The 22,020-nt window shown below is 61.0% G+C and carries 10 protein-coding genes; 3 read left to right on the top strand and 7 right to left on the bottom strand.

Features of this window, described 5'->3' with window-relative positions; genetic code table 11:
• Positions 1 to 23: 23 nt before the first annotated feature.
• Complete coding sequence (locus tag AB5Z20_RS06035) at positions 24 to 851, bottom strand: HAD-IIB family hydrolase (RefSeq protein WP_368156662.1); 828 nt, start codon at positions 849 to 851, stop codon at positions 24 to 26.
• Between the two features lie 75 nt (positions 852 to 926).
• Between AB5Z20_RS06035 and rlmKL the strand changes: the two genes are divergently transcribed.
• The gene (rlmKL, locus tag AB5Z20_RS06030) at positions 927 to 3,494 is read left to right on the top strand and encodes a bifunctional 23S rRNA (guanine(2069)-N(7))-methyltransferase RlmK/23S rRNA (guanine(2445)-N(2))-methyltransferase RlmL (protein ID WP_368156663.1); all 2,568 of its coding nucleotides are present in this window, start codon (positions 927 to 929) and stop codon (positions 3,492 to 3,494) included.
• A 94-nt stretch (positions 3,495 to 3,588) separates the two neighbouring features.
• On the opposite strand, the gene AB5Z20_RS06025 is transcribed toward rlmKL, so the two are convergent.
• The 5 genes from AB5Z20_RS06025 to AB5Z20_RS06005 form a co-directional block, all read right to left on the bottom strand.
• On the bottom strand, positions 3,589 to 4,302 hold the full coding sequence (locus AB5Z20_RS06025) for a response regulator (protein ID WP_368156664.1): 714 nt from the start codon (positions 4,300 to 4,302) through the stop codon (positions 3,589 to 3,591).
• Between the two features lie 4 nt (positions 4,303 to 4,306).
• On the bottom strand, positions 4,307 to 5,932 hold the full coding sequence (locus AB5Z20_RS06020; protein ID WP_368156665.1) for a sensor histidine kinase: 1,626 nt from the start codon (positions 5,930 to 5,932) through the stop codon (positions 4,307 to 4,309).
• Positions 5,933 to 6,043: 111 nt separating this feature from the next.
• Positions 6,044 to 6,238, bottom strand: a complete 195-nt coding sequence (locus AB5Z20_RS06015; protein ID WP_368156666.1) for a hypothetical protein — start codon at positions 6,236 to 6,238, stop codon at positions 6,044 to 6,046.
• A 69-nt stretch (positions 6,239 to 6,307) separates the two neighbouring features.
• The gene (locus AB5Z20_RS06010; RefSeq protein ID WP_368156667.1) at positions 6,308 to 8,335 is read right to left on the bottom strand and encodes a KUP/HAK/KT family potassium transporter; all 2,028 of its coding nucleotides are present in this window, start codon (positions 8,333 to 8,335) and stop codon (positions 6,308 to 6,310) included.
• A gap of 159 nt (positions 8,336 to 8,494) precedes the next feature.
• Positions 8,495 to 9,343: a nitroreductase family protein gene (locus AB5Z20_RS06005; RefSeq protein ID WP_368156668.1), complete on the bottom strand. Its 849-nt coding sequence runs from the start codon at positions 9,341 to 9,343 to the stop codon at positions 8,495 to 8,497.
• Positions 9,344 to 9,557: 214 nt separating this feature from the next.
• Here AB5Z20_RS06005 and AB5Z20_RS06000 point away from each other — a divergent pair, with 214 nt between their 5' ends.
• Positions 9,558 to 11,858, top strand: coding sequence for an LTA synthase family protein (locus AB5Z20_RS06000; RefSeq protein WP_368156669.1), 2,301 nt, complete (start codon positions 9,558 to 9,560; stop codon positions 11,856 to 11,858).
• A 470-nt stretch (positions 11,859 to 12,328) separates the two neighbouring features.
• On the opposite strand, the gene AB5Z20_RS05995 is transcribed toward AB5Z20_RS06000, so the two are convergent.
• On the bottom strand, positions 12,329 to 16,267 hold the full coding sequence (locus AB5Z20_RS05995; protein ID WP_368156670.1) for a fibronectin type III domain-containing protein: 3,939 nt from the start codon (positions 16,265 to 16,267) through the stop codon (positions 12,329 to 12,331).
• 1,689 nt (positions 16,268 to 17,956) lie between these two features.
• Between AB5Z20_RS05995 and AB5Z20_RS05990 the strand changes: the two genes are divergently transcribed.
• Positions 17,957 to 21,895, top strand: a complete 3,939-nt coding sequence (locus tag AB5Z20_RS05990) for a fibronectin type III domain-containing protein (RefSeq protein WP_368156670.1) — start codon at positions 17,957 to 17,959, stop codon at positions 21,893 to 21,895.
• Positions 21,896 to 22,020 lie beyond the last annotated feature (125 nt).

Raw genomic sequence — 22,020 nt, 5'->3', positions numbered from 1 at the left:
CAAACGTCAGAACGCGGGATTCATTAGATGAGGCCGAAATGCTGCATCGCTGTGACGGTACCGTCGTGCGCGACATCGTCGGTCACGTAGTCGGCGACCGCCTTGACCTCGGGCATGGCGTTGCCCATGGCCACGGCTGTCTCGACGGCAGCGAGCATGCCCAGGTCGTTGCCCGAATCGCCAAAGCCAAAGGTGCGCGCATTTCCCTCGCGGCCCAGATACGCCAGTGCTCGCGCCACGCCCACGCCCTTGTCAATGCCCTTGGGGCTCAGCTCGCGATTCTGACCACCGGTATCGCACAGCTCAAACTCGCAATCGATAAAGCCGTCATCGTTGGCTACGCGAGCCAAACTGGGCGCAGTGAGGCCTACCTTGCCCACGCGCAGACTGCCGTCGACGCGCATCTCCTCGGTGCTGTGCGCCACAGAAGTGCCGATCAGAGACGACTGCTCAACACCCGCGGGTTCCAGGGCAAAAGTAGCCACGTTGGTCTCGAAAAAGGCCTCAATCCCTGCCGCGGCCATACGGCGTGCAAGCTCCTCGATAACGTCCTCGCCAAAGCAGTCCTCGTGTACCACGCGTCCCTCGACCTCGAGCGTGGCTCCCGCCATGGCAACGATGCCCGCGGGGTCGAGCGCACGCAGGCTATCGGCGATAAGCCACAGGGGGCGGCCCGTGCAGATAAATGCCTTGTGCCCTGCATCGCGCAGTGCACGGAACGCCTCAACCACCGTCTGCGAGGGGTGAACCGCCGAAAAGTCCTTATCGGTCATATCGTCGGGATCGAACGACGTCAGCGTGCCGTCCACGTCAAAAAAGAGGACGGCGGAATCGGGGCACGCATCAATCATATGGGTTCCTTTCGAGGATAAGGGCAAACGAAGCATCCATCATATAATGGAGCGACGCAACCAGAGAGGTCACCCATGGAATTTTACGCAAGCTGCCCCGAGGGCTTTGAGTCCGCACTCGCCGATGAGCTTAAACGCCTCGGGCTTTCGCATGTCCGCCGCCTGAAGGGCCGCGCTACGTTTGAGGGCGAGCTTGAGCAGGGCTATCGCGCGTGCCTGTGGTCGCGCCTGGCGAGCCGCGTGTTCGTGGTAGTCGGGCGCTTTGAGGCGCAGGATGCCGATGAGCTGTACGATAGCGTTTACGACATCGCCTGGGAGAGCATCGTCCGCCCCGGCGCCACCATCGCCATCACAGCCCGCGGCGTGACCGAGCAGCTGCGCAACACGCGCTTCTCGGCCCTGCGCGCCAAGGACGCGCTGTGCGACCGCCTGGCCGAGACCACGGGACGTCGCGCCGATGTCGACGCCGCCGACCCCGATGTTCACCTACTGCTTTCGCTGCGCCAGCGCCGCGCGAGCATAAGCCTGGACCTTTCGGGCGACCCGCTGTTCAAGCGCCTGCCGCCCGCCGCGACCCGCGCCGGCGAGGGCGCGCACGTGCTGCGCCCCGACTACGCCGCCCTGGTGCTGGCGCAGGTCGGCTGGACTGCACTGTGCGAGCGCGAGCTGACGGCCGATGATTACGAAAACGAAGCGCTGCCTACGCTGATCGACGCCTCGTGCGCCGGCGGCGGTCTGCTGCTGGAGGCCGTGAATATTCTGACCGACCGCGCCCCGGGCGCCGCACGCGAGCGCTGGGGCTTTGAGGGCTGGCAGCTGCACGACGCCGCTCTGTGGGAGCAGTTGCTTACCGAGGCACGCGAGCGCGAGACGGCAGCACGCGAGCGCCAGGCACGCATCGTGGCCGCGGATGTTGACCCCGCCGCCCGCAAGACCGCCGAGCGCATGGTCAAGTGCGCCGGCTACAAGCGCTTTGTCGATTTTTGCGCCGCCAAGTCCGCCGCCGTGCTGGACCATGCGGGCGCCGTCGCCGGCGCCGCCGTGGTCGCAGACACCACCGAGACCCCGCTTTCGCTCATGCACGACGCCATGACGCTGGTCGGTGAGCTGCGCCGCGCGCCCGAGCTTGCCGCGGCGCAGCTCGCCGCGCTCACCCGCGACGGATTGCTGGCCCGCGCGCTCCACGCCGAGCCCGAGTGCGCGATCGCCGTCATGCCCAACAACGAGGAGGCGACCGTCGAAGTCTGGCCCTCGCTCGACCACGCCGCCGCGGCGTTTGAGGCTTCGACCAGTGCGGATGCCGAGGCCGAGGTTGCGGATGCCAACGAAGTCAACGACAACGCCGCCAACACCCCCATGCCCGAACCTGCCGCCACGCTCGACCTGGGCGACGGCAAGCCGCTGCCCGTGCTCATCCCCGAGTCGGAGCAGTTCGCCAACCGTCTGCGCAAGAACGCCCGCCTGCGTCGCAAGTGGGCCAAGCGCGAGGGCGTGAGCTGCTACCGCGTCTACGATGCCGACCTACCCGATTACTCCGCCGCCATCGACCTGTACGAGGGCTGTCCGCAGACGCCGGGCCGCTGGCTCGTCATCGCCGAATACGCCGCGCCCAAGACCATCGACCCCGCACTGGCCCAGGCCCGCATGCTCGACATCTTGGCCATCGCACCGCGCATCCTGGATGTTCCGGCCGAGCACGTGCACGCCAAGGCCCGCATGCGCTCACGCGGCGGCTCGCAGTACGGCAAGCAGGGCGCCGGCAAGGGCGGCTCGAGCGAGCGCGCTAACATCGCACGTCGCCGTCTGCCGCTCATCGAAGAGGGCGGCCTTACCTTTGCCGTCAACTTTGACGACTATCTGGATGTGGGCATCTTCCTGGATCACCGCGTCACCCGCAACCTGGTGCGCGAACATGCCAAGCAGGCGCGCCGCTTCCTCAACCTGTTCGCCTACACCGGCACTGCCACCTGCTACGCAGCCGATGGCGGCGTCGAGGAGACCGTGACGGTCGATCTTTCCAACACCTACCTGGACTGGGCCGAGCGCAATATGCGTCAGAACGGCTTTGTGGGGCCGCAGCATCACTTTGTGCGCGACGACGTGCTCGCCTGGATTCGTGACCAGCGCCAGACGCGCAACCGCTGGGACCTGATCTTTGTCGACCCGCCCACGTTCTCGAACTCGTCCAAGATGGGCCGTCGCACCTGGGATGTCCAGCGCGACCATGTCGAGCTTTTGGCCGGCGTATCGCGCCTGCTCGCACAGGGTGGACATGCCATCTTTAGCTGCAACCTGCGTGGCTTCCGTCCCGAGACGCGCAAGCTCGCGCGCGCGGGCGTGGTGCTGGAGGACATTACGGCGCAGACCATCCCCGAGGATTTCGCGCGCAACCAGAAGGTGCATCATTGCTATATCGTGCGCCGCCTGCCCATCGAGGACGCCATGGCCGAGGTCGGCTTTAGCGCCGAGGAAATTGCCGAGCGAACCGAGGAGCTGCGTAACCCCGAGGCCCGCAAGCCTCGTGCAACGGCGCCCGCGCACGCACAGGCCGGCGACCGAGGGCCGCACGGCAACGGCAAACCCTCCCCCGCCGGCAAGCCCAAAAAGAAGAAGTTCTACGCCAGCAAGCCCAAGGGCAAATAACAAAGTTGCGGTGGAATACGGACTGTTTTGCCTGGAATGAGGCAAATTAAGACCGTATTTCACCGCAACTCATATTGGGATGGTGGCTGGCGATCTAGCCTTGGGTGACCAATCGGTAACCGATACCCACATGCGTTTGAATATAGCGCGGATGCGCGGGGTCGGACTCGATCTTCTTGCGCAGCGTGCCCATAAAGACACGCAGGCTCGCCAGGTCGCTCTTAGTTGCCGTGCCCCAAATCTCGTGCAGGATAAACTGGTGCGTCAGCACTTTGTCGGCGTTATGCGCCAGCAGGCACAGGAGCTTGTACTCGATCGGCGTCAGATGCAGCTCCTCGCCATCCATCGTGGCGATGCCGGCATCAAAATCGATATGCAGCTCACCGGTATCGAACGAGCCCTCGGAGGCAACGCCGCCCGTTTGCGCATACGAGAGACGCCTGAGCGTCGTGCGAATGCGCGCGAGCAGCTCCTCGACCGAAAACGGCTTGGTCAGGTAGTCGTCGGCGCCGGCATCGAGCGCGCGAATCTTGTCCGCGTCCTCGCTGCGCGCCGAGACCACAATGATCGGCATGCCCGACCATGTACGCACCGACTCCACCACCTTGACGCCGTCCATATCGGGCAGGCCCAAATCGAGAAGCACGATGCTCGGCGTCTGCGATGAGGCGGCGGCGATGGCGGCATGGGCGGTCTCCACGGCCATATGACGCAAGCCGTGCGCCTCGAGCGCAGCAACGATAAGGTTGCGAACAGCTGGGTCGTCCTCAACGACCAAGATGAGCGGTTTTACGGCAGAGTTCGGCACGGCGCTACTCCTTATCAAACGAAACGTCAGCGACGGGAAGCTCAATCGTAAAGACCGAGCCGTGCGGGTCCGCCGCGGCAACCTCTATGCTACCGCCATGCGCTAACGCAATGGAGCGGCAGAGCGAAAGTCCCAGGCCCACGCTGCGGTGGCTGTCGGCCAAACCGTGGTTGGCGGTGTAGAACGACTCAAAGATCCGCTCGCGATCCTCGGGCGTGATGCCCGGGCCGTCATCGGCCACTGAGCACGTCACGTGCCCATCGTCAACGCCAATCGAAATCACGATATGCGAGCCTGCGGGCGTATAGGTGATGGCATTGTTCACCAGATTGACCACCAGCTGCACCATCAGGCGCGCATCGACGTTAACGAGCGCCGGCTCGTCGCACGCCACCACCTTAAGGTCGTGCTCGCGCACGGCCGGACTTACGTGGCGCAGCGCCTCCTCGACGATATCATCCATGAGCTCGAGCGTAGTCGACAGATGCATGCCGCCGCCCTCGAGCTTGGTGATGGCGAGCAGGTTCTCGACGGTAGCGTTGAGCCATTGCGCATCCGAGCGAATGGACAGGAGCAGGCCGCGGCGCGTCTGGGCGTCGAGCACGGCGGTGCCGGTCGAGCCCTGGTCGAGCAGCACGTCGGCATTACCCGAAATACTGGTGAGCGGTGTGCGCAGGTCGTGCGAGATGGAGCGCAGCAGGTTGGCGCGCAGCTGCTCGTTTTTGGCGAGCACCGCCGCCTCCTCGCGGGCCTCCATGGCGCGGGCGCGATCGAGTGCCAGCTCGCCTTCGCTCACGATGGCATCGGCAAGTGTCCGTTCCTCGTGCGTCAGCACGTCGGGCTCGGCAACGATAGCCAGCACGCCCACCACCGAGGCGGGGTCGCCCGAGCGCACGAAGCCGTCGCCCGAGCGCACAGTCAGGTATATACCGTAGAACGCCGAGCCGCCAAACGTGGCGTCGAGCGGCATCCCCACATAGGCGGACGCCGAGAGCCGCGGCGGCATCTGCGGCGCCAGCTCGTGCACCGGGGCGGCATCGCCCACGGCCGTGTACGTCGCACGCGGCAGTAGGTCATCGCCCTCGGCATCGGCGCTGTACCACACAACCGGACGGCCCGAAAGACGCGCCAGCTGCGTGGCCATGGCGTGAACGATCTGATGCTGATCGGCGCACCGCTGCAGCATGCGGTTGGTCTCGAGCACCATATGCGTGCGGCGGTCGCTGGCGGCAGCCTGTGCCAAGGCGCGGCGCAGGGCCAACGCAATCGAGCTCGACACAAGCGAGACCACGAACATGATGAAGAACATGCCGGGATAGACGCGGTCGATAAGCGACAGCGAGTAGCGCGGGTCGATAAACAAGAAGTTGTAGAGCGCCACGGCGGCAGCCGAGCTCAGCAAGCAATACAGGCGACTCCAAGTAAAGAATGCGCACAGCTGAACGGCGAACACATAGACGATCATGATGCTCGGCGCGAGACCCGGATGGTCGAGCAGCGCGCCCACAATCGTCGCCGCGACCAGCAGCCCCACCGATACGCAGGCGTCATACAGAGGGCCGCGGCGTGTCAGCGTTGTGCGCCGCCACCAAAAGCTATCGGCAATATCGCCGTCCGTACGGACGTCCATCAGCGCCCCGCCCCTCTCTCAAAAACAAAACCACCACAAAGGGACAGGCACCTTTGTGGTGGTTTTCCCTCGTGGTGGTTCCAAGTGTATAGCCTTTGCAACCTGCGGTCGTTAGACAAACAGCACGTGCGCGAGCAGTGCGCACACGCACACCGCTCCAAATACCAGTGCCACGATCGAAATCACGCGATCGGCCATGTCCATGTTGGCACGATTCGTAAAGAACCGATCTTCGGCGGCATCGGCGCGTGCCTCACGCACCATCTCGGCAGCAAGATCGCAACCGTCAAGCACCTTTGCATCCATGGTTTCCTCCCAGGACTCAATCCCCATCAATACAAGCCCGCCCGTTCGCAGACAAACCTCGAGCGTCGACTACGGGCGCTCGTTGGGGGCCAGGCGCTGCATCTTGTTCACGGCTTTGAACTTGGTGAACAGCGGCACGTACTCAAAGCTCACGTTGGAGTTCTCCAGGCCGTACCAACGCGCAGGCGTGCCGGCGGCGCGACGGATGATGTACTTGAGCGTGATGGCCGTACGCTCGCTGGGCTCCACATCGCTTTCGGGCGCCAGAAGCTTACGGATCAGGACGAACTTGAACGTGCCGATGTTACCCGGATCCTTGTAGACCGAGTAGTCATGCGTCTGCGGCGGCAACTCGCCGGTGGCAGCCAGGTCCTGAACAACCTGACGCAGGTAGGCATTGACGCGCTGGTTGATCTTGTAGCCCAGGTACAGATGCACGCGGAACACGTAGTCGGTGCCGAACGTCTCGACCGAATAGGCAAAGGTGTGCGGTTCGTCCATGGTCTCGACATTCACAAACCACCAGGCGCGGGCGCGCTTGGGATGCTTGTCCAAGATCGAATAGACGATATCGCGGTCGATGTAGTCGGTATGGGTGTCCTTGGTCAGGTACACGACGTTGTCGCTCATGCGCTCGTAACGGTCGTCGTCGCGCAGGCGCTTGAGCTGCGGCAGGTAGCTGCGCAGCGGCAGCAGCGTAAACTGGCGCTGCTCGACCGCCGTGCCGTTGTACCAGCACACCATAATGCCCATGATGAGCATGGCCATCAAAATGGTGAAATAGCCACCGTGGAAGAACTTGGTAAGCGAGCTCACAAAGAAGAAGCCCTCGAGCATGAGGAAGAACGCAACGAAGATATACGGGGCAATCTTAAGGCCGCGATCAACATGCAAGTAGAAGAAGAGCAGCAGCGTCGTGCACATCATGGTCAGGGTAATCGCCAAGCCGTAGGCGGCCTCCATGTGCGCCGAGCTCTGGAACAGCAGCACCACGATGACGCAGCCCACAAGCATGACGTTGTTGACCATGGGAATATAGAGCTGGCCCTTGGTCTCGGCAGGATAGAAGACCTGCATGTGCGGCATGAGGTCCAGGCGACTGGCCTCGGACACCAGCGAGAATGCGCCGGTGATGAGCGCCTGCGAGGCAATGATGGCCGCGACGGTGGAAAGGCCGACGGCAAAGGGACGCAGGCCCGGGGTGAGCATCTGGTAGAACGGGTTGAGGTCGGCAACGCCCATGAGCTCGGGGTTGGCAGCGTTGTTCATAAGCCAAGCGCCCTGGCCCATATAGGAAAGCAGCAGGCAGCACTTAACGAACGGCCAGGTGGCGTAGATATTGCCGCGACCCACATGGCCCATGTCGGAGTAGAGCGCCTCGGCACCGGTGGTGGCAAGGAAGCAGCTGCCCAAGATCATGATGCCCGCATGGTTGTTGGGACTCAACAAAAAGCCGATGCCGCGCAGCGGGTTGAGGCACAGCAGCACCGCGGGGTGCTGGAAGACAAAGAACAGACCCGTACCGCCCAGGAACAGAAACCACAGCGTCATGATGGGGCCAAAGGCACGGCCGATCTTGGCCGTGCCGATGCGCTGCACCAAGAAGAGCACAATGATGATGGCAAGCGTGATGGCCACGACGCGGCCCTGATCGTCGCCCAGCACGGCATGGACTGCCGGGATGGTGCGCAGGCCCTCGATGGCCGTGGTAACGGTAACGGCAGGTGTCAGGATGCCGTCGGCGAGCAGCGCGGCGCCACCCAGCATGGCGGGGATGATGAGCCACTTGCCGCAACGCTTGACCAGGCTGTACAGGGCAAAGATACCGCCCTCGCCGTGGTTGTCGGCGCGCAGCGAGATCAGCACGTACTTGACGGTCGTCAGCAGCGTGACCGTCCACACGACAAGGGAGAGCGCGCCGAGCACGAACTCCTCCGTGACGCTTCCGATGCCGCCGTTGCCGGCAACGAGCGCCTTGGTTACATACATGGGGCTGGTGCCGATATCGCCGTACACCACGCCCAGCGTGACGAGCATCGCCGAGATGCTCACAGGAATCGCAGCGTGCGAGGCTGCCTCCTTGGCCTTTTGTTCCATAAGCCGGTTTCCTCCCAACTTTAATGTTCGAAGGGATTATAGATAATCGGCCCATGTTTGAATGGCACTGTTTTCCCAGCTAGATAAACATTTATACGGCCTTTAGGCCACCGCGGCGATATGGAATGTGACAAAGGGACGGTCCCTTTGTCACATCCGTCATTTTCCGAGCCAATTTTTGAACCACCACTCCATGGAGCGGCTCATCTCGGCCATAAAGGGACTGGTGTGCTTGCGGGTATAGATATCCGCGACGCGCTCCCCCACCTCGCGGGCGTGCGGACGGAACATCGCGTCCATCTCGTCCACCTGCGCGTCCATGGTCGCGGCATCCGCACGGCAGTAGCGCTCCTCGTGCACCAGGTTCACCACGGGGTGTGCGATCGCCGGACGCTCCTTACGGGGCGTGCCGATGATGAGCATCGATAGCGGCATGGTATAGGGCGGCAGATCGAGCAGCTCGGCAACTTCCTCGGCATTCTCGACGATATCACCGATATAGCAGCTCCCCAGGCCCAGGGCCTCGGCGGCAACCACGGCGTTTTGCGCGGCGATCACGGCATCCTGAGCCGCGATGGCAAAGTCGCCCAAACCCGGCGCGCGGCGGGGCGCCTTGCCCGTGCGCTCGACAAACTCGGGCTCAAAGCAGCCCACGTGCTCAAACAGATCGATCCACTTGGCATAATCGACCACAAATATAAGTGCCCAGGGCGCCTTGGCAATCATGGGCTGGTGATCGCACAGGTCGGCGAGGCGGTCCAGCGTAGCCTGCTCGCGAATGCTTACGATGGAATACATCATCATGGCGCCCGCCGACGGCGCGCGACTCGCCGCATGCAAAATTGCCGCCCGCTGCTCGTCGGTCACCGCCACGGGACGGTCGTCGTCATCACGCGCGAAGGCACGCGTGGAGGAACGGTGCTCCAACGTGTCCAGCACCGCATTGCCCGTGGTCTCGACCGGATAGCCACACGTATCCACAGCCTTGGTGCAAACCTGCTCGTTCATCGCCTCATCCTCGCTAATTCTTTAAGAAGCCTTTACGTTTCCGTGTAATTCCCGTCCATTATCGCGCAGGTCGCCACTACATTGCGCCACACCGCCACACGTGCGCGTTAATATGGCTGGTCGTTGTGCGCAGACACCAATTGCAGCGCATATCTTGGTAACAATCGGGTAAACCCCCGCTTTCGTAGGTTTTAAGTTTGTGAGGAGTCTCAGCATGTTCGCTGCCGCCATCTCGCTCGTCGGTCTTGCGGCGACCGTCTACCTTGTCTTGCGCGAGGCCAAGGCCATTCGCGCTCAGTCGGGCACCGTTGCCAAAAGCGCTCTTGGGTGGAGCGTCGCCTTCGGCCTGTTCCAGGTCTTTTTGACCGTTTGGGGCGCCATTGGCCTCGTCGCCCAAAACGAGCCGCTCGCCTTTGTGATGCTCATCCTGACCAACGCCATCCTCACCGGCTGCGCTTGGGCCAGCATCGCACGCGACCGCATCGCCCCGCGCGTCTTTGCGTTCGCCGCGCCCGACGCCCCCGCCCCCACCGGCAAGCTCGCCCGTCTGCGCGGCGCCTTTGTGGGCAAGCCACTCGTCGCCGCCGTCCTGTGTCTGCTGCTCGCCGGCGTCTTTGCGCTGCTGGGCATGGAAGTCTCGTCCAACCACGACTTTACCTGGGTCTACCCCCTGTGCATCCTGCTCGAGTGGGCCATCATCACCGTGCTCATGACCGGCTTGTTCTTCCTGTTCCAGCGCCACGGCGCAGCTCCGGCCGTCCTGGCCTTCGCCCTCTTTATCCTGGGCATTGCCGAGTTCTTCGTCATCACGTTTAAATCCATGCCCATCCAGCCGGGCGACCTTTCGGCCATCTCCACCGCCGCCGCGGTCGCCGGCACCGGCTACACCTTCTCGATCTCACTGTTCTGCGTGCTGTCCATGGGCTTTACCGCCATCGCCATGCTGCTGTGCGAGTACGCCGGCCTGGTGGCACCGCACCGTCAGAAGGGCGCCGCCAACGCCAAGCGCATGCTGCTCACCAACCTGCTCGTGGCGGTGCTGTGCCTGGGCGGCGTGACCGCGCATGTCACGCTCATCGACTACTACAACACCCTCGGCATCACCGTCTACACCTGGCGCCCGCTCGAGAGCTACTGGCGCGAGGGCTACCTGCCCGCTTTCATTAGCGCAGCGCAGTCCATCAAGCCGCCCAAACCCGCCGACTACTCCGTCGACGATGCCAAGGCCACGCTCAAAAAGTACGCCAAGGCCTACGACAAGTCCGACGCCGCCAAGAGTGACGAGCGCACCGTCGCAAAGGAGCAGTTCGACAGCGAGAAGCCCACGGTCATCGCCATCATGAACGAGACCTTCTCGGATCTGTCGATCTACCAGAACATGCGCGCCGGCTACGAGGGTCCGCAGTACTTTAAGAACCTGTCCAACTGCCTCAGCCGCGGCAAGCTCTACGTGAGCGCCTACGGCGGCGGCACCGCCAATACCGAGTTTGAGTTTATGACCGGCAACTCCATGGCCAACCTGGGCTCGGGCGTGTACCCCTACACCATCTACAACATGGAAACGACCGGGAATCTGGCAGAGCAGTTCAAGTCGCTCGGCTATTCCACCACCGCCATGCACCCCAACCACGCGACCAACTGGAACCGCGAGAACGTGTACAAGGACTTTGGCTTTGACCAGTTCCTGTCCATCAACGATTTCCAGGGCGCCGATACCCTGCGCGGTATGGTGACCGACCAGGCGACCTACGACAAGATTCTTGAGCTGCTCGACCAGAACGCCGATCCGCAGTTTATCTTCGACGTGACCATGCAGAACCACTCGGGCTACGACACGGGCCTGCTGCCGGCCGACAAGCAAATGCACCTGAACATCGACACGACCGACCTGGACGCTAAGACCGTCGAGGACGGCACGCTCTCCGATGTCGACGAGTATGTCTCGTGCATCGAGCAGTCCGACCAGGCGCTTCGCTACTTCCTCAACGCCCTGAGCAAGCTCGACCGTAAGGTAGTCGTGGTGTTCTGGGGCGACCACCAGCCGTTCTTCCCGTCCAAGTTCAACGACAAGTGGTTTACCGGCGAGGACGATGCCACGCACCAGGAACGTCTGTGGCAGACCGACTACATCATCTGGGCCAACTACGACGTTGCCGGCTGCGACCAGACGAGCGAGGTCGACGACCTGTCCACCAACTACCTGTCCACCCAGCTGATGCAGCTGATCGGTGCCCCGCTTTCCGACTATCAGAAGGCGCACATGACGCTGCGCGAGTCGCTGCCCGCCATCAACTCGGTGGGCTACGAGGACGCCAGCCTGCGCTGGGCGCTCTCCTCCAACGTCACCGGTGACGACGCCGCCGCGGCAGCCGCCACCAAGGCGCGCGAGGATTACGCCAAGATGCAGTACTACGAGATGTTCCGCGACGGCAAGAACGTGTACACCGAGCACTTCCAGACCGAGGCCAACGAGACCGACCCCAACCTGGCGCCGGGCACGACCAAGATCAAGTAGCTGCTAGCTGCGAGTTCATAACTGAAACGTCTGTCCGGGCGGAGGTATGTAAGGTTCCCTGCTCGGACAGTCCTGCGCAAGACGGAGGCCACATTAAGTGGCCTCCTTTGCGTGCGGAACTCGCGATGAACCTTACATACCTCCGCCCGGACAGACGCCCTGTTGTTGGAGCGTGGCTTGTCTTGGGTGTATCGCCGAACATATATAAGTTGAAGGCCACGTTATGTGGCCTTCTTTGTTTGCGGAAAGTGTGTCCCGGAATTCTTGTCTGGAATGGGATGCAGTTTCCGCTTGGGACCCGATTGGGAAAGTGTGTCCCACTATTCAGCTGGATTCCGGGATGTATTCCGTTCCGGGCGCTAATTGTGGGATGCAGTTTCCGCTTGCGGAGTCTCCACTCAACAGAAAACCCGGGTGGCCTGTTTTTTGGCTACCCGGGTTTTTGGGTTGTCGATATGTTCGACTGGCTACTAGTGGGTCTTGCGGCGCTTGATCAGCATGATGAGGGCTATCACTACGAGCGTTGCTCCCGCTGCTGCTGCGGTGGCGACTAGGGCGAATGTTTGGTCGCCGGTGTTTGCGAGGTTCTTCGCTGTGGTCGTAGTCTTGACCTTGGTGTCGGTCTTAGCTCCGTTGTCGGACTTGGGCTTGTCCGGGTTCGTCGGGGTCTCAGGAGTCTCGGGGTCCTTTGAGCCTTCGGAATCGGTTGGGCCGGCGGTGTTTACCAGCGTATGGTCCAGGAACTTCTTGGCGCCCGCACTTGCCTGTGAGAACAGGCGGCGCGTGCGGATCGGGGTGGCGTTCACCGTTGTGGGCGCCGTCTCCTCGGCCTCGATATTCACGAGCGTCGTGCCGGTGTCGAGGCCCACGTCGTTGTATCCCACGTGGCAGTAATACTGCGCACCGTCATCGTCTGCGGTCAGGTCAATCTCGAGCTTTGAGGCCGTTCCAGCCGCGAGGTTGCCATCGGCACCCACGAGCTTAAACTCTGTCTCGCCGCGGCCCTTGCGGTACCACATATAGGTCGGTGCCAGCCCTGTTTCGCTATCGTCGGCACCGAGTTGCTTCACATGGCCAATCGCCGAGAGCGTCAGGTGGCTTCCCGCCGTGCGCTCAACCGAAGAGTCGTATCCAAGATCCGGCCCCTCCGCAGCATCCGCCGCAGGTCCGCTCACGGTCATCGTCATGCCATCGGGCATGGTCTTGACCGTGATGATTGCCGAGCGAATACCTGTTTCGGTCGTGGATCCATTCTTAACGGCGGCGATGGCGAATCGATACTCCGTATTGGGCTGCAGCCCATCCCACTTGAGCGAGGTCTGCGTGTTGTCGGCAATCTTCCAGCTATTGACGACCGCATCCGCCGCATTGCTCTGCAGCATGCCCACGCCGTAGCTAAAGCCACTCTTGTTTGCGAGTACATCGTCCCAGCTAAACGTAACGCTGGTCGAATCGACGGCGTTTGCCGTAAAGCCCGTCACGGCCGGCGCGTCGGGCATCTCGACGTCCTTAACGTCATAGCCCACGATCCAGAACTGGTCGGTGTCCTTGGTGCCGAGCTTGTCGCCCGAGTCTGCCTCGAACTTGTCGACGTCCACCGCGTTGACGCCCAGACGCCACACAAAACCGTACTTGCCCTGCGCGGCCTCGGGCAGGTTGTCGACGGTGCCGCCGTATTCGGTCGATTCACTCGAGGAGTTACCCGTAGTAAAGCCGGCGTTGGCACCAAAGCACAGGCCGCCAAACAACTCGTGCTTTGCGAGCTTCGCGCCCATGACAACGCTGCCGTTCAGCGTCAAGCCGAGCTCGAGCTCCTGCTCCTTGCCCTCCTCGACTTCGATGGTCTGCTCAATGCTCGCCCCCGACTGCGCGGCGGCGCCGTTAAACCCATCGTGCGTGTAGGCGCGCGTTACGCCAGGCTTGCCCAGGCCAAAGGAATCCCCAACGGGAGTCTCGCCGTTGAGCGTCGTTTGATAGGTTCCGGGTTCTCCCGACCGGTTGGTCAAAAAGTAGCTGAGCGGCGTCATATTGTGCTGTTTGGCAATGCGGTCATAGGCCTCGACATTAACGACCGAGGTCTGCGCGCCGAGCGACACGGGCGCCGCCATCACGCCCTTGCCACCAGTTTCCTCATTTTCGATCTCATACTCGTAATAGACCATCGGAATCGTGTAGAGCACGGCCTTGTCACCCTCGCCGGCATGCGACTCATAGCTTACGCTTGCGCTGACCGTGCGCTCGCTCCGGTAGTCATAGCATCCCTCGGCGGCAAAATCGACTGAAGCATTCATCGCGACCAGGGGCGGACCGGTCTGCACCTCGACGGCAACGCCCAACTCGGCGCCAATGGTATAGCCCTGGGATGTCCCCGTGCCCTTTTCCTCTCCGTATGACGTGCCGCCCAACACCAGATAGCCGTATGCCTGCTCCAGATCCTCAACATAGGGCGCATCCTGCAGCACGGCAAGCACGCGCGGGTTGGTATAGACCTTGTAGCGGTCCTTGTACGTGATCTTGACGCTGTCGTTGTCGACATCGGGCAGCGCGAGCGAGATAAATGTGCCGTAGGTAGTGCCGCGACGGTTGCTCTCGCTAATCACCTGCTCCTCGCCGCGGCGCACCTTTCCGTTCTCGTCGAGCGAAAAATGCGAGGCGGTCATCCAATAGTAGTCATCGTTCTTGCGCAGGTCCTCGTCGCGGTGTTTGCCCACCACAGCGATAAAGCTCTCGTTATAGCGGTCCGAACCCGAGACGCTGCCCGCTTTGACGTCGCTGATCCACACCTGCTCTATACCCTTGTGGTCATGCTTGTTGCTGCTGTTGTATTGCTGACCGCTCATGCTCATGGTTCCGACCATGGACCCCAAGCCCTGAGCCCCGCTCTGTGCCGTGTTGCAGGCAAAGTCGCGGAACACATCGCCGCCCACGAGCACCTCGTCGACCGCCAGCTGCTCGGACAGGCCGTCAAGGTTGGCAGTGGCAAGGGCAATAGGCGCCAAGGTGCACGGATAGCGCTTATCCTGAGCGCTATCCTTCCATGCGCTGTTGGGCACATGCATCAGCCCATAGGAGGCGAGGAGCCCGTCTCTGTATTCCTTGCAATCGGAAATCTTGAACTCACCAGACTCCGAGTCAAAATACGCGTAGCGGTACAGCGCGCCGTACAGCCCCTTGCTGCCGTCAGAAGCGCCGTAATCAAAAGCGCTGCGTTGCCAGTCATAGCCCGCAAGAATAAGGCCCGTGACGGTTTCACCCGTCTTCTTTCCTTCTTCATCGTAGGCGGCAAACGTGCCGAACGTCGCATTCGCAGCGACCATGGTCTTGCCGTTCGCGGAGAGGGAGATTGCGCCCGCGTCGCCCAGAGCATCGACATGGACGAGCGCACCCTTGGATGCATCCCACGAAAACAGCTCGCAATGCGTCGACTTATCAATATTCTTCTTGCCGTAGGGTGCCGAGACCACGATGGCGAGGTCATCGCAAAAATCGCGATCGAGGTCGCCGGCCGCTAGCGAAACGACAGGAGCTGACTGAAGCTGCGTCCAGGAGTCGTTCCCGCCCTTGTTGTGCGTGGTGTAGTCCGCGGCGTTACCGGCATCGATCTTGACGACGCTTTGCTTCCAGTTGCCGCCCTCCAAGTCATACATGTCGACTACAGCCTTGCGCACGCCGTTCTCGTCGACATAGCAGCCCGCGTAGACAAAAAGCTCGTCGACGCCGTCGCCATCGACATCGCCCGCCTCGACATCAAAGACGGCGTCGTGCTCTTGCAGGTAACCGGCATCCAGGTACTTAAAACGGCCTTCGTACATCATATTAGTGTTGACCGTCACCGGCAGGTGTGTGTCGAGAGTGCGCGTACGCCCGTTGCTAAACGAGTAGAGGACCAGCTCAACCTTTCCGGCGTATGACTTGCCGTCAATCGTCGTGGAGGAACTGTCGCCGTAGGCACGGAGCTCGGCAACGCGGCTCTTTTTGCCCGTGCTGGCGTCGCTGCAGAACTCAACACTCGTGGCGTGAATGCCCGAGAAACCGTTGTTGTCGTTGGCGAGTACTGTTGAGGACTCATTGTTGCTTAGGTACGACCAGGTGCCGCCACCGTAGTCGCTATGCTTGTAGAGATCGCTGTTCGTATCGAAGTTGTTGACGTTTTGCCAGAACTTTGCGGCGCCCCACACACTTCCATAGCCATCGGTGAGTTTGCTGCTGCCGCCAATGTCACCGCGCTCGACGTTCTCGAGCTTGTCGCGCAGAGTGTAGCGATTGCCATGGCTACCGTTAGCTGCCATATAGACCTCGCTGCGCGTGGCAAACGTCGTGGGGGTATCAGTGGAATAGGGGCCAACGGTATCGGCCGGAATGTCCTCGCTCGTGCCCAGACCCAGGGCTTGATAATCCTGCTCGGTCATATCGGTGATTGCGGGCGCGTCTGCCGCCTAGGCAACCTGGGGCGTGGCCGTGAAGCAGGCGACGCTCGTGGCGACCAACGCAGCAAGCGCCGCCGTCCCAACAAGCGGGATTTTCGACAGCCTACGGATACGGGGGTGTGGAACGTACATGAGGGACCTCGCTTTATTCGAGTGGAGTGGACTCATTTTTGCAAATGATACATCCGATGCCCGATATCACGTGTCTCATTTTCGCCAACGGCGTGTCTCATTTTTGAGAATCCGAGATGCCACGGAAATCTTATCCCAGCTCAAAGGCCATTTCTGGGATGTATTTTCCGTCGAGTGCCTCATCGGGAAACTGCATCCCATTTCAAGCGTCGATTCTGGGACGCATTTTCCCCTTAGACCCTCAACCGGAAACCGCATCCCACTTTGAGCGCAAATTCCGGGATGCATTTTCCGCTTGAGCCTCATTGGGAAACGGCGTCCCACTTTGAGGGCTGATTGTGGGATGCATTTTCCGGTTTTGCTCTCATTGGGAAAATGCATCCCGTTTCTTGACCGAATAATGGGACGCAATTTCCCGTTGGAGCGCCTTTGGGAAAGTGTGTCCCACTTCGACCGCCCAGAGTGGGATGCACTTTCCGCAAAGCACCTCAACGGGAAACTACGTCCCATTCCAAAGGCAAATTCCGGGACGCATTTTTCGAAAGCCTGCCCATCCGGAAAGCCCGTCCCACTTTGGACGCATCCGGACACGGAACCATCGACCTATCAGGCCTCCCATCAATAAAGAGGCGTCCTCCCGGACGGCGGGGCACGAAGTTCATCGCGAGTTCCGCACGCAAAGAAGGCCACTTAATGTGGCCTTCGTCTTGCGCAGGACTGTAGAGCAGGGAACTTCGTGCCCCGCCGTCCGGGAGGACGCCTCTTTATTGATGGGAGGCCTGATAGGTCGATGGTTCCGTGTCCGGATGCGTCCAAAGTGGGACGGGCTTTCCGGATGGGCAGGCTTTCGAAAAATGCGTCCCGGAATTTGCCTTTGGAATGGGACGTAGTTTCCCGTTGAGGTGCTTTGCGGAAAGTGCATCCCACTCTGGGCGGTCGAAGTGGGACACACTTTCCCAAAGGCGCTCCAACGGGAAATTGCGTCCCATTATTCGGTCAAGAAACGGGATGCATTTTCCCAATGAGAGCAAAACCGGAAAATGCATCCCACAATCAGCCCTCAAAGTGGGACGCCGTTTCCCAATGAGGCTCAAGCGGAAAATGCATCCCGGAATTTGCGCTCAAAGTGGGATGCGGTTTCCGGTTGAGGGTCTAAGGGGAAAATGCGTCCCAGAATCGACGCTTGAAATGGGATGCAGTTTCCCGATGAGGCACTCGACGGAAAATACATCCCAGAAATGGCCTTTGAGCTGGGATAAGATTTCCGTGGCATCTCGGATTCTCAAAAATGAGACACGCCGTTGGCGAAAATGAGACACGTGATATCGGGCATCGGATGTATCATTTGCAAAAATGAGTCCACTCCACTCGAATAAAGCGAGGTCCCTCATGTACGTTCCACACCCCCGTATCCGTAGGCTGTCGAAAATCCCGCTTGTTGGGACGGCGGCGCTTGCTGCGTTGGTCGCCACGAGCGTCGCCTGCTTCACGGCCACGCCCCAGGTTGCCTAGGCGGCAGACGCGCCCGCAATCACCGATATGACCGAGCAGGATTATCAAGCCCTGGGTCTGGGCACGAGCGAGGACATTCCGGCCGATACCGTTGGCCCCTATTCCACTGATACCCCCACGACGTTTGCCACGCGCAGCGAGGTCTATATGGCAGCTAACGGTAGCCATGGCAATCGCTACACTCTGCGCGACAAGCTCGAGAACGTCGAGCGCGGTGACATTGGCGGCAGCAGCAAACTCACCGATGGCTATGGAAGTGTGTGGGGCGCCGCAAAGTTCTGGCAAAACGTCAACAACTTCGATACGAACAGCGATCTCTACAAGCATAGCGACTACGGTGGCGGCACCTGGTCGTACCTAAGCAACAATGAGTCCTCAACAGTACTCGCCAACGACAACAACGGTTTCTCGGGCATTCACGCCACGAGTGTTGAGTTCTGCAGCGACGCCAGCACGGGCAAAAAGAGCCGCGTTGCCGAGCTCCGTGCCTACGGCGACAGTTCCTCCACGACGATTGACGGCAAGTCATACGCCGGAAAGGTTGAGCTGGTCCTCTACTCGTTTAGCAACGGGCGTACGCGCACTCTCGACACACACCTGCCGGTGACGGTCAACACTAATATGATGTACGAAGGCCGTTTTAAGTACCTGGATGCCGGTTACCTGCAAGAGCACGACGCCGTCTTTGATGTCGAGGCGGGCGATGTCGATGGCGACGGCGTCGACGAGCTTTTTGTCTACGCGGGCTGCTATGTCGACGAGAACGGCGTGCGCAAGGCTGTAGTCGACATGTATGACTTGGAGGGCGGCAACTGGAAGCAAAGCGTCGTCAAGATCGATGCCGGTAACGCCGCGGACTACACCACGCACAACAAGGGCGGGAACGACTCCTGGACGCAGCTTCAGTCAGCTCCTGTCGTTTCGCTAGCGGCCGGCGACCTCGATCGCGATTTTTGCGATGACCTCGCCATCGTGGTCTCGGCACCCTACGGCAAGAAGAATATTGATAAGTCGACGCATTGCGAGCTGTTTTCGTGGGATGCATCCAAGGGTGCGCTCGTCCATGTCGATGCTCTGGGCGACGCGGGCGCAATCTCCCTCTCCGCGAACGGCAAGACCATGGTCGCTGCGAATGCGACGTTCGGCACGTTTGCCGCCTACGATGAAGAAGGAAAGAAGACGGGTGAAACCGTCACGGGCCTTATTCTTGCGGGCTATGACTGGCAACGCAGCGCTTTTGATTACGGCGCTTCTGACGGCAGCAAGGGGCTGTACGGCGCGCTGTACCGCTACGCGTATTTTGACTCGGAGTCTGGTGAGTTCAAGATTTCCGATTGCAAGGAATACAGAGACGGGCTCCTCGCCTCCTATGGGCTGATGCATGTGCCCAACAGCGCATGGAAGGATAGCGCTCAGGATAAGCGCTATCCGTGCACCTTGGCGCCTATTGCCCTTGCCACTGCCAACCTTGACGGCCTGTCCGAGCAGCTGGCGGTCGACGAGGTGCTCGTGGGCGGCGATGTGTTCCGCGACTTTGCCTGCAACACGGCACAGAGCGGGGCTCAGGGCTTGGGGTCCATGGTCGGAACCATGAGCATGAGCGGTCAGCAATACAACAGCAGCAACAAGCATGACCACAAGGGTATAGAGCAGGTGTGGATCAGCGACGTCAAAGCGGGCAGCGTCTCGGGTTCGGACCGCTATAACGAGAGCTTTATCGCTGTGGTGGGCAAACACCGCGACGAGGACCTGCGCAAGAACGATGACTACTATTGGATGACCGCCTCGCATTTTTCGCTCGACGAGAACGGAAAGGTGCGCCGCGGCGAGGAGCAGGTGATTAGCGAGAGCAACCGTCGCGGCACTACCTACGGCACATTTATCTCGCTCGCGCTGCCCGATGTCGACAACGACAGCGTCAAGATCACGTACAAGGACCGCTACAAGGTCTATACCAACCCGCGCGTGCTTGCCGTGCTGCAGGATGCGCCCTATGTTGAGGATCTGGAGCAGGCATACGGCTATCTGGTGTTGGGCGGCACGTCATACGGAGAGGAAAAGGGCACGGGGACATCCCAGGGCTATACCATTGGCGCCGAGTTGGGCGTTGCCGTCGAGGTGCAGACCGGTCCGCCCCTGGTCGCGATGAATGCTTCAGTCGATTTTGCCGCCGAGGGATGCTATGACTACCGGAGCGAGCGCACGGTCAGCGCAAGCGTAAGCTATGAGTCGCATGCCGGCGAGGGTGACAAGGCCGTGCTCTACACGATTCCGATGGTCTATTACGAGTATGAGATCGAAAATGAGGAAACTGGTGGCAAGGGCGTGATGGCGGCGCCCGTGTCGCTCGGCGCGCAGACCTCGGTCGTTAATGTCGAGGCCTATGACCGCATTGCCAAACAGCACAATATGACGCCGCTCAGCTACTTTTTGACCAACCGGTCGGGAGAACCCGGAACCTATCAAACGACGCTCAACGGCGAGACTCCCGTTGGGGATTCCTTTGGCCTGGGCAAGCCTGGCGTAACGCGCGCCTACACGCACGATGGGTTTAACGGCGCCGCCGCGCAGTCGGGGGCGAGCATTGAGCAGACCATCGAAGTCGAGGAGGGCAAGGAGCAGGAGCTCGAGCTCGGCTTGACGCTGAACGGCAGCGTTGTCATGGGCGCGAAGCTCGCAAAGCACGAGTTGTTTGGCGGCCTGTGCTTTGGTGCCAACGCCGGCTTTACTACGGGTAACTCCTCGAGTGAATCGACCGAATACGGCGGCACCGTCGACAACCTGCCCGAGGCCGCGCAGGGCAAGTACGGTTTTGTGTGGCGTCTGGGCGTCAACGCGGTGGACGTCGACAAGTTCGAGGCAGACTCGGGCGACAAGCTCGGCACCAAGGACACCGACCAGTTCTGGATCGTGGGCTATGACGTTAAGGACGTCGAGATGCCCGACGCGCCGGCCGTGACGGGCTTTACGGCAAACGCCGTCGATTCGACCAGCGTTACGTTTAGCTGGGACGATGTACTCGCAAACAAGAGTGGCTTTAGCTACGGCGTGGGCATGCTGCAGAGCAATGCGGCGGATGCGGTCGTCAATAGCTGGAAGATTGCCGACAACACGCAGACCTCGCTCAAGTGGGATGGGCTGCAGCCCAATACGGAGTATCGATTCGCCATCGCCGCCGTTAAGAATGGATCCACGACCGAAACAGGTATTCGCTCGGCAATCATCACGGTCAAGACCATGCCCGATGGCATGACGATGACCGTGAGCGGACCTGCGGCGGATGCTGCGGAGGGGCCGGATCTTGGATACGACTCTTCGGTTGAGCGCACGGCGGGAAGCCACCTGACGCTCTCGGCGATTGGCCATGTGAAGCAACTCGGTGCCGACGATAGCGAAACAGGGCTGGCACCGACCTATATGTGGTACCGCAAGGGCCGCGGCGAGACAGAGTTTAAGCTCGTGGGTGCCGATGGCAACCTCGCGGCTGGAACGGCCTCAAAGCTCGAGATTGACCTGACCGCAGACGATGACGGTGCGCAGTATTACTGCCACGTGGGATACAACGACGTGGGCCTCGACACCGGCACGACGCTCGTGAATATCGAGGCCGAGGAGACGGCGCCCACAACGGTGAACGCCACCCCGATCCGCACGCGCCGCCTGTTCTCACAGGCAAGTGCGGGCGCCAAGAAGTTCCTGGACCATACGCTGGTAAACACCGCCGGCCCAACCGATTCCGAAGGCTCAAAGGACCCCGAGACTCCTGAGACCCCGACGAACCCGGACAAGCCCAAGTCCGACAACGGAGCTAAGACCGACACCAAGGTCAAGACTACGACCACAGCGAAGAACCTCGCAAACACCGGCGACCAAACATTCGCCCTAGTCGCCACCGCAGCAGCAGCGGGAGCAACGCTCGTAGTGATAGCCCTCATCATGCTGATCAAGCGCCGCAAGACCCACTAGTAGCCAGTCGAACATATCGACAACCCAAAAACCCGGGTAGCCAAAAAACAGGCCACCCGGGTTTTCTGTTGAGTGGAGACTCCGCAAGCGGAAACTGCATCCCACAATTAGCGCCCGGAACGGAA

The sequence above is a fragment of the Collinsella aerofaciens genome (assembly GCF_040910245.1).
Taxonomy (GTDB): domain Bacteria; phylum Actinomycetota; class Coriobacteriia; order Coriobacteriales; family Coriobacteriaceae; genus Collinsella.
The sequence above is the reverse complement of the archived record's forward strand: the minus strand, read 5'-3'. Positions and strand labels throughout refer to the sequence as shown.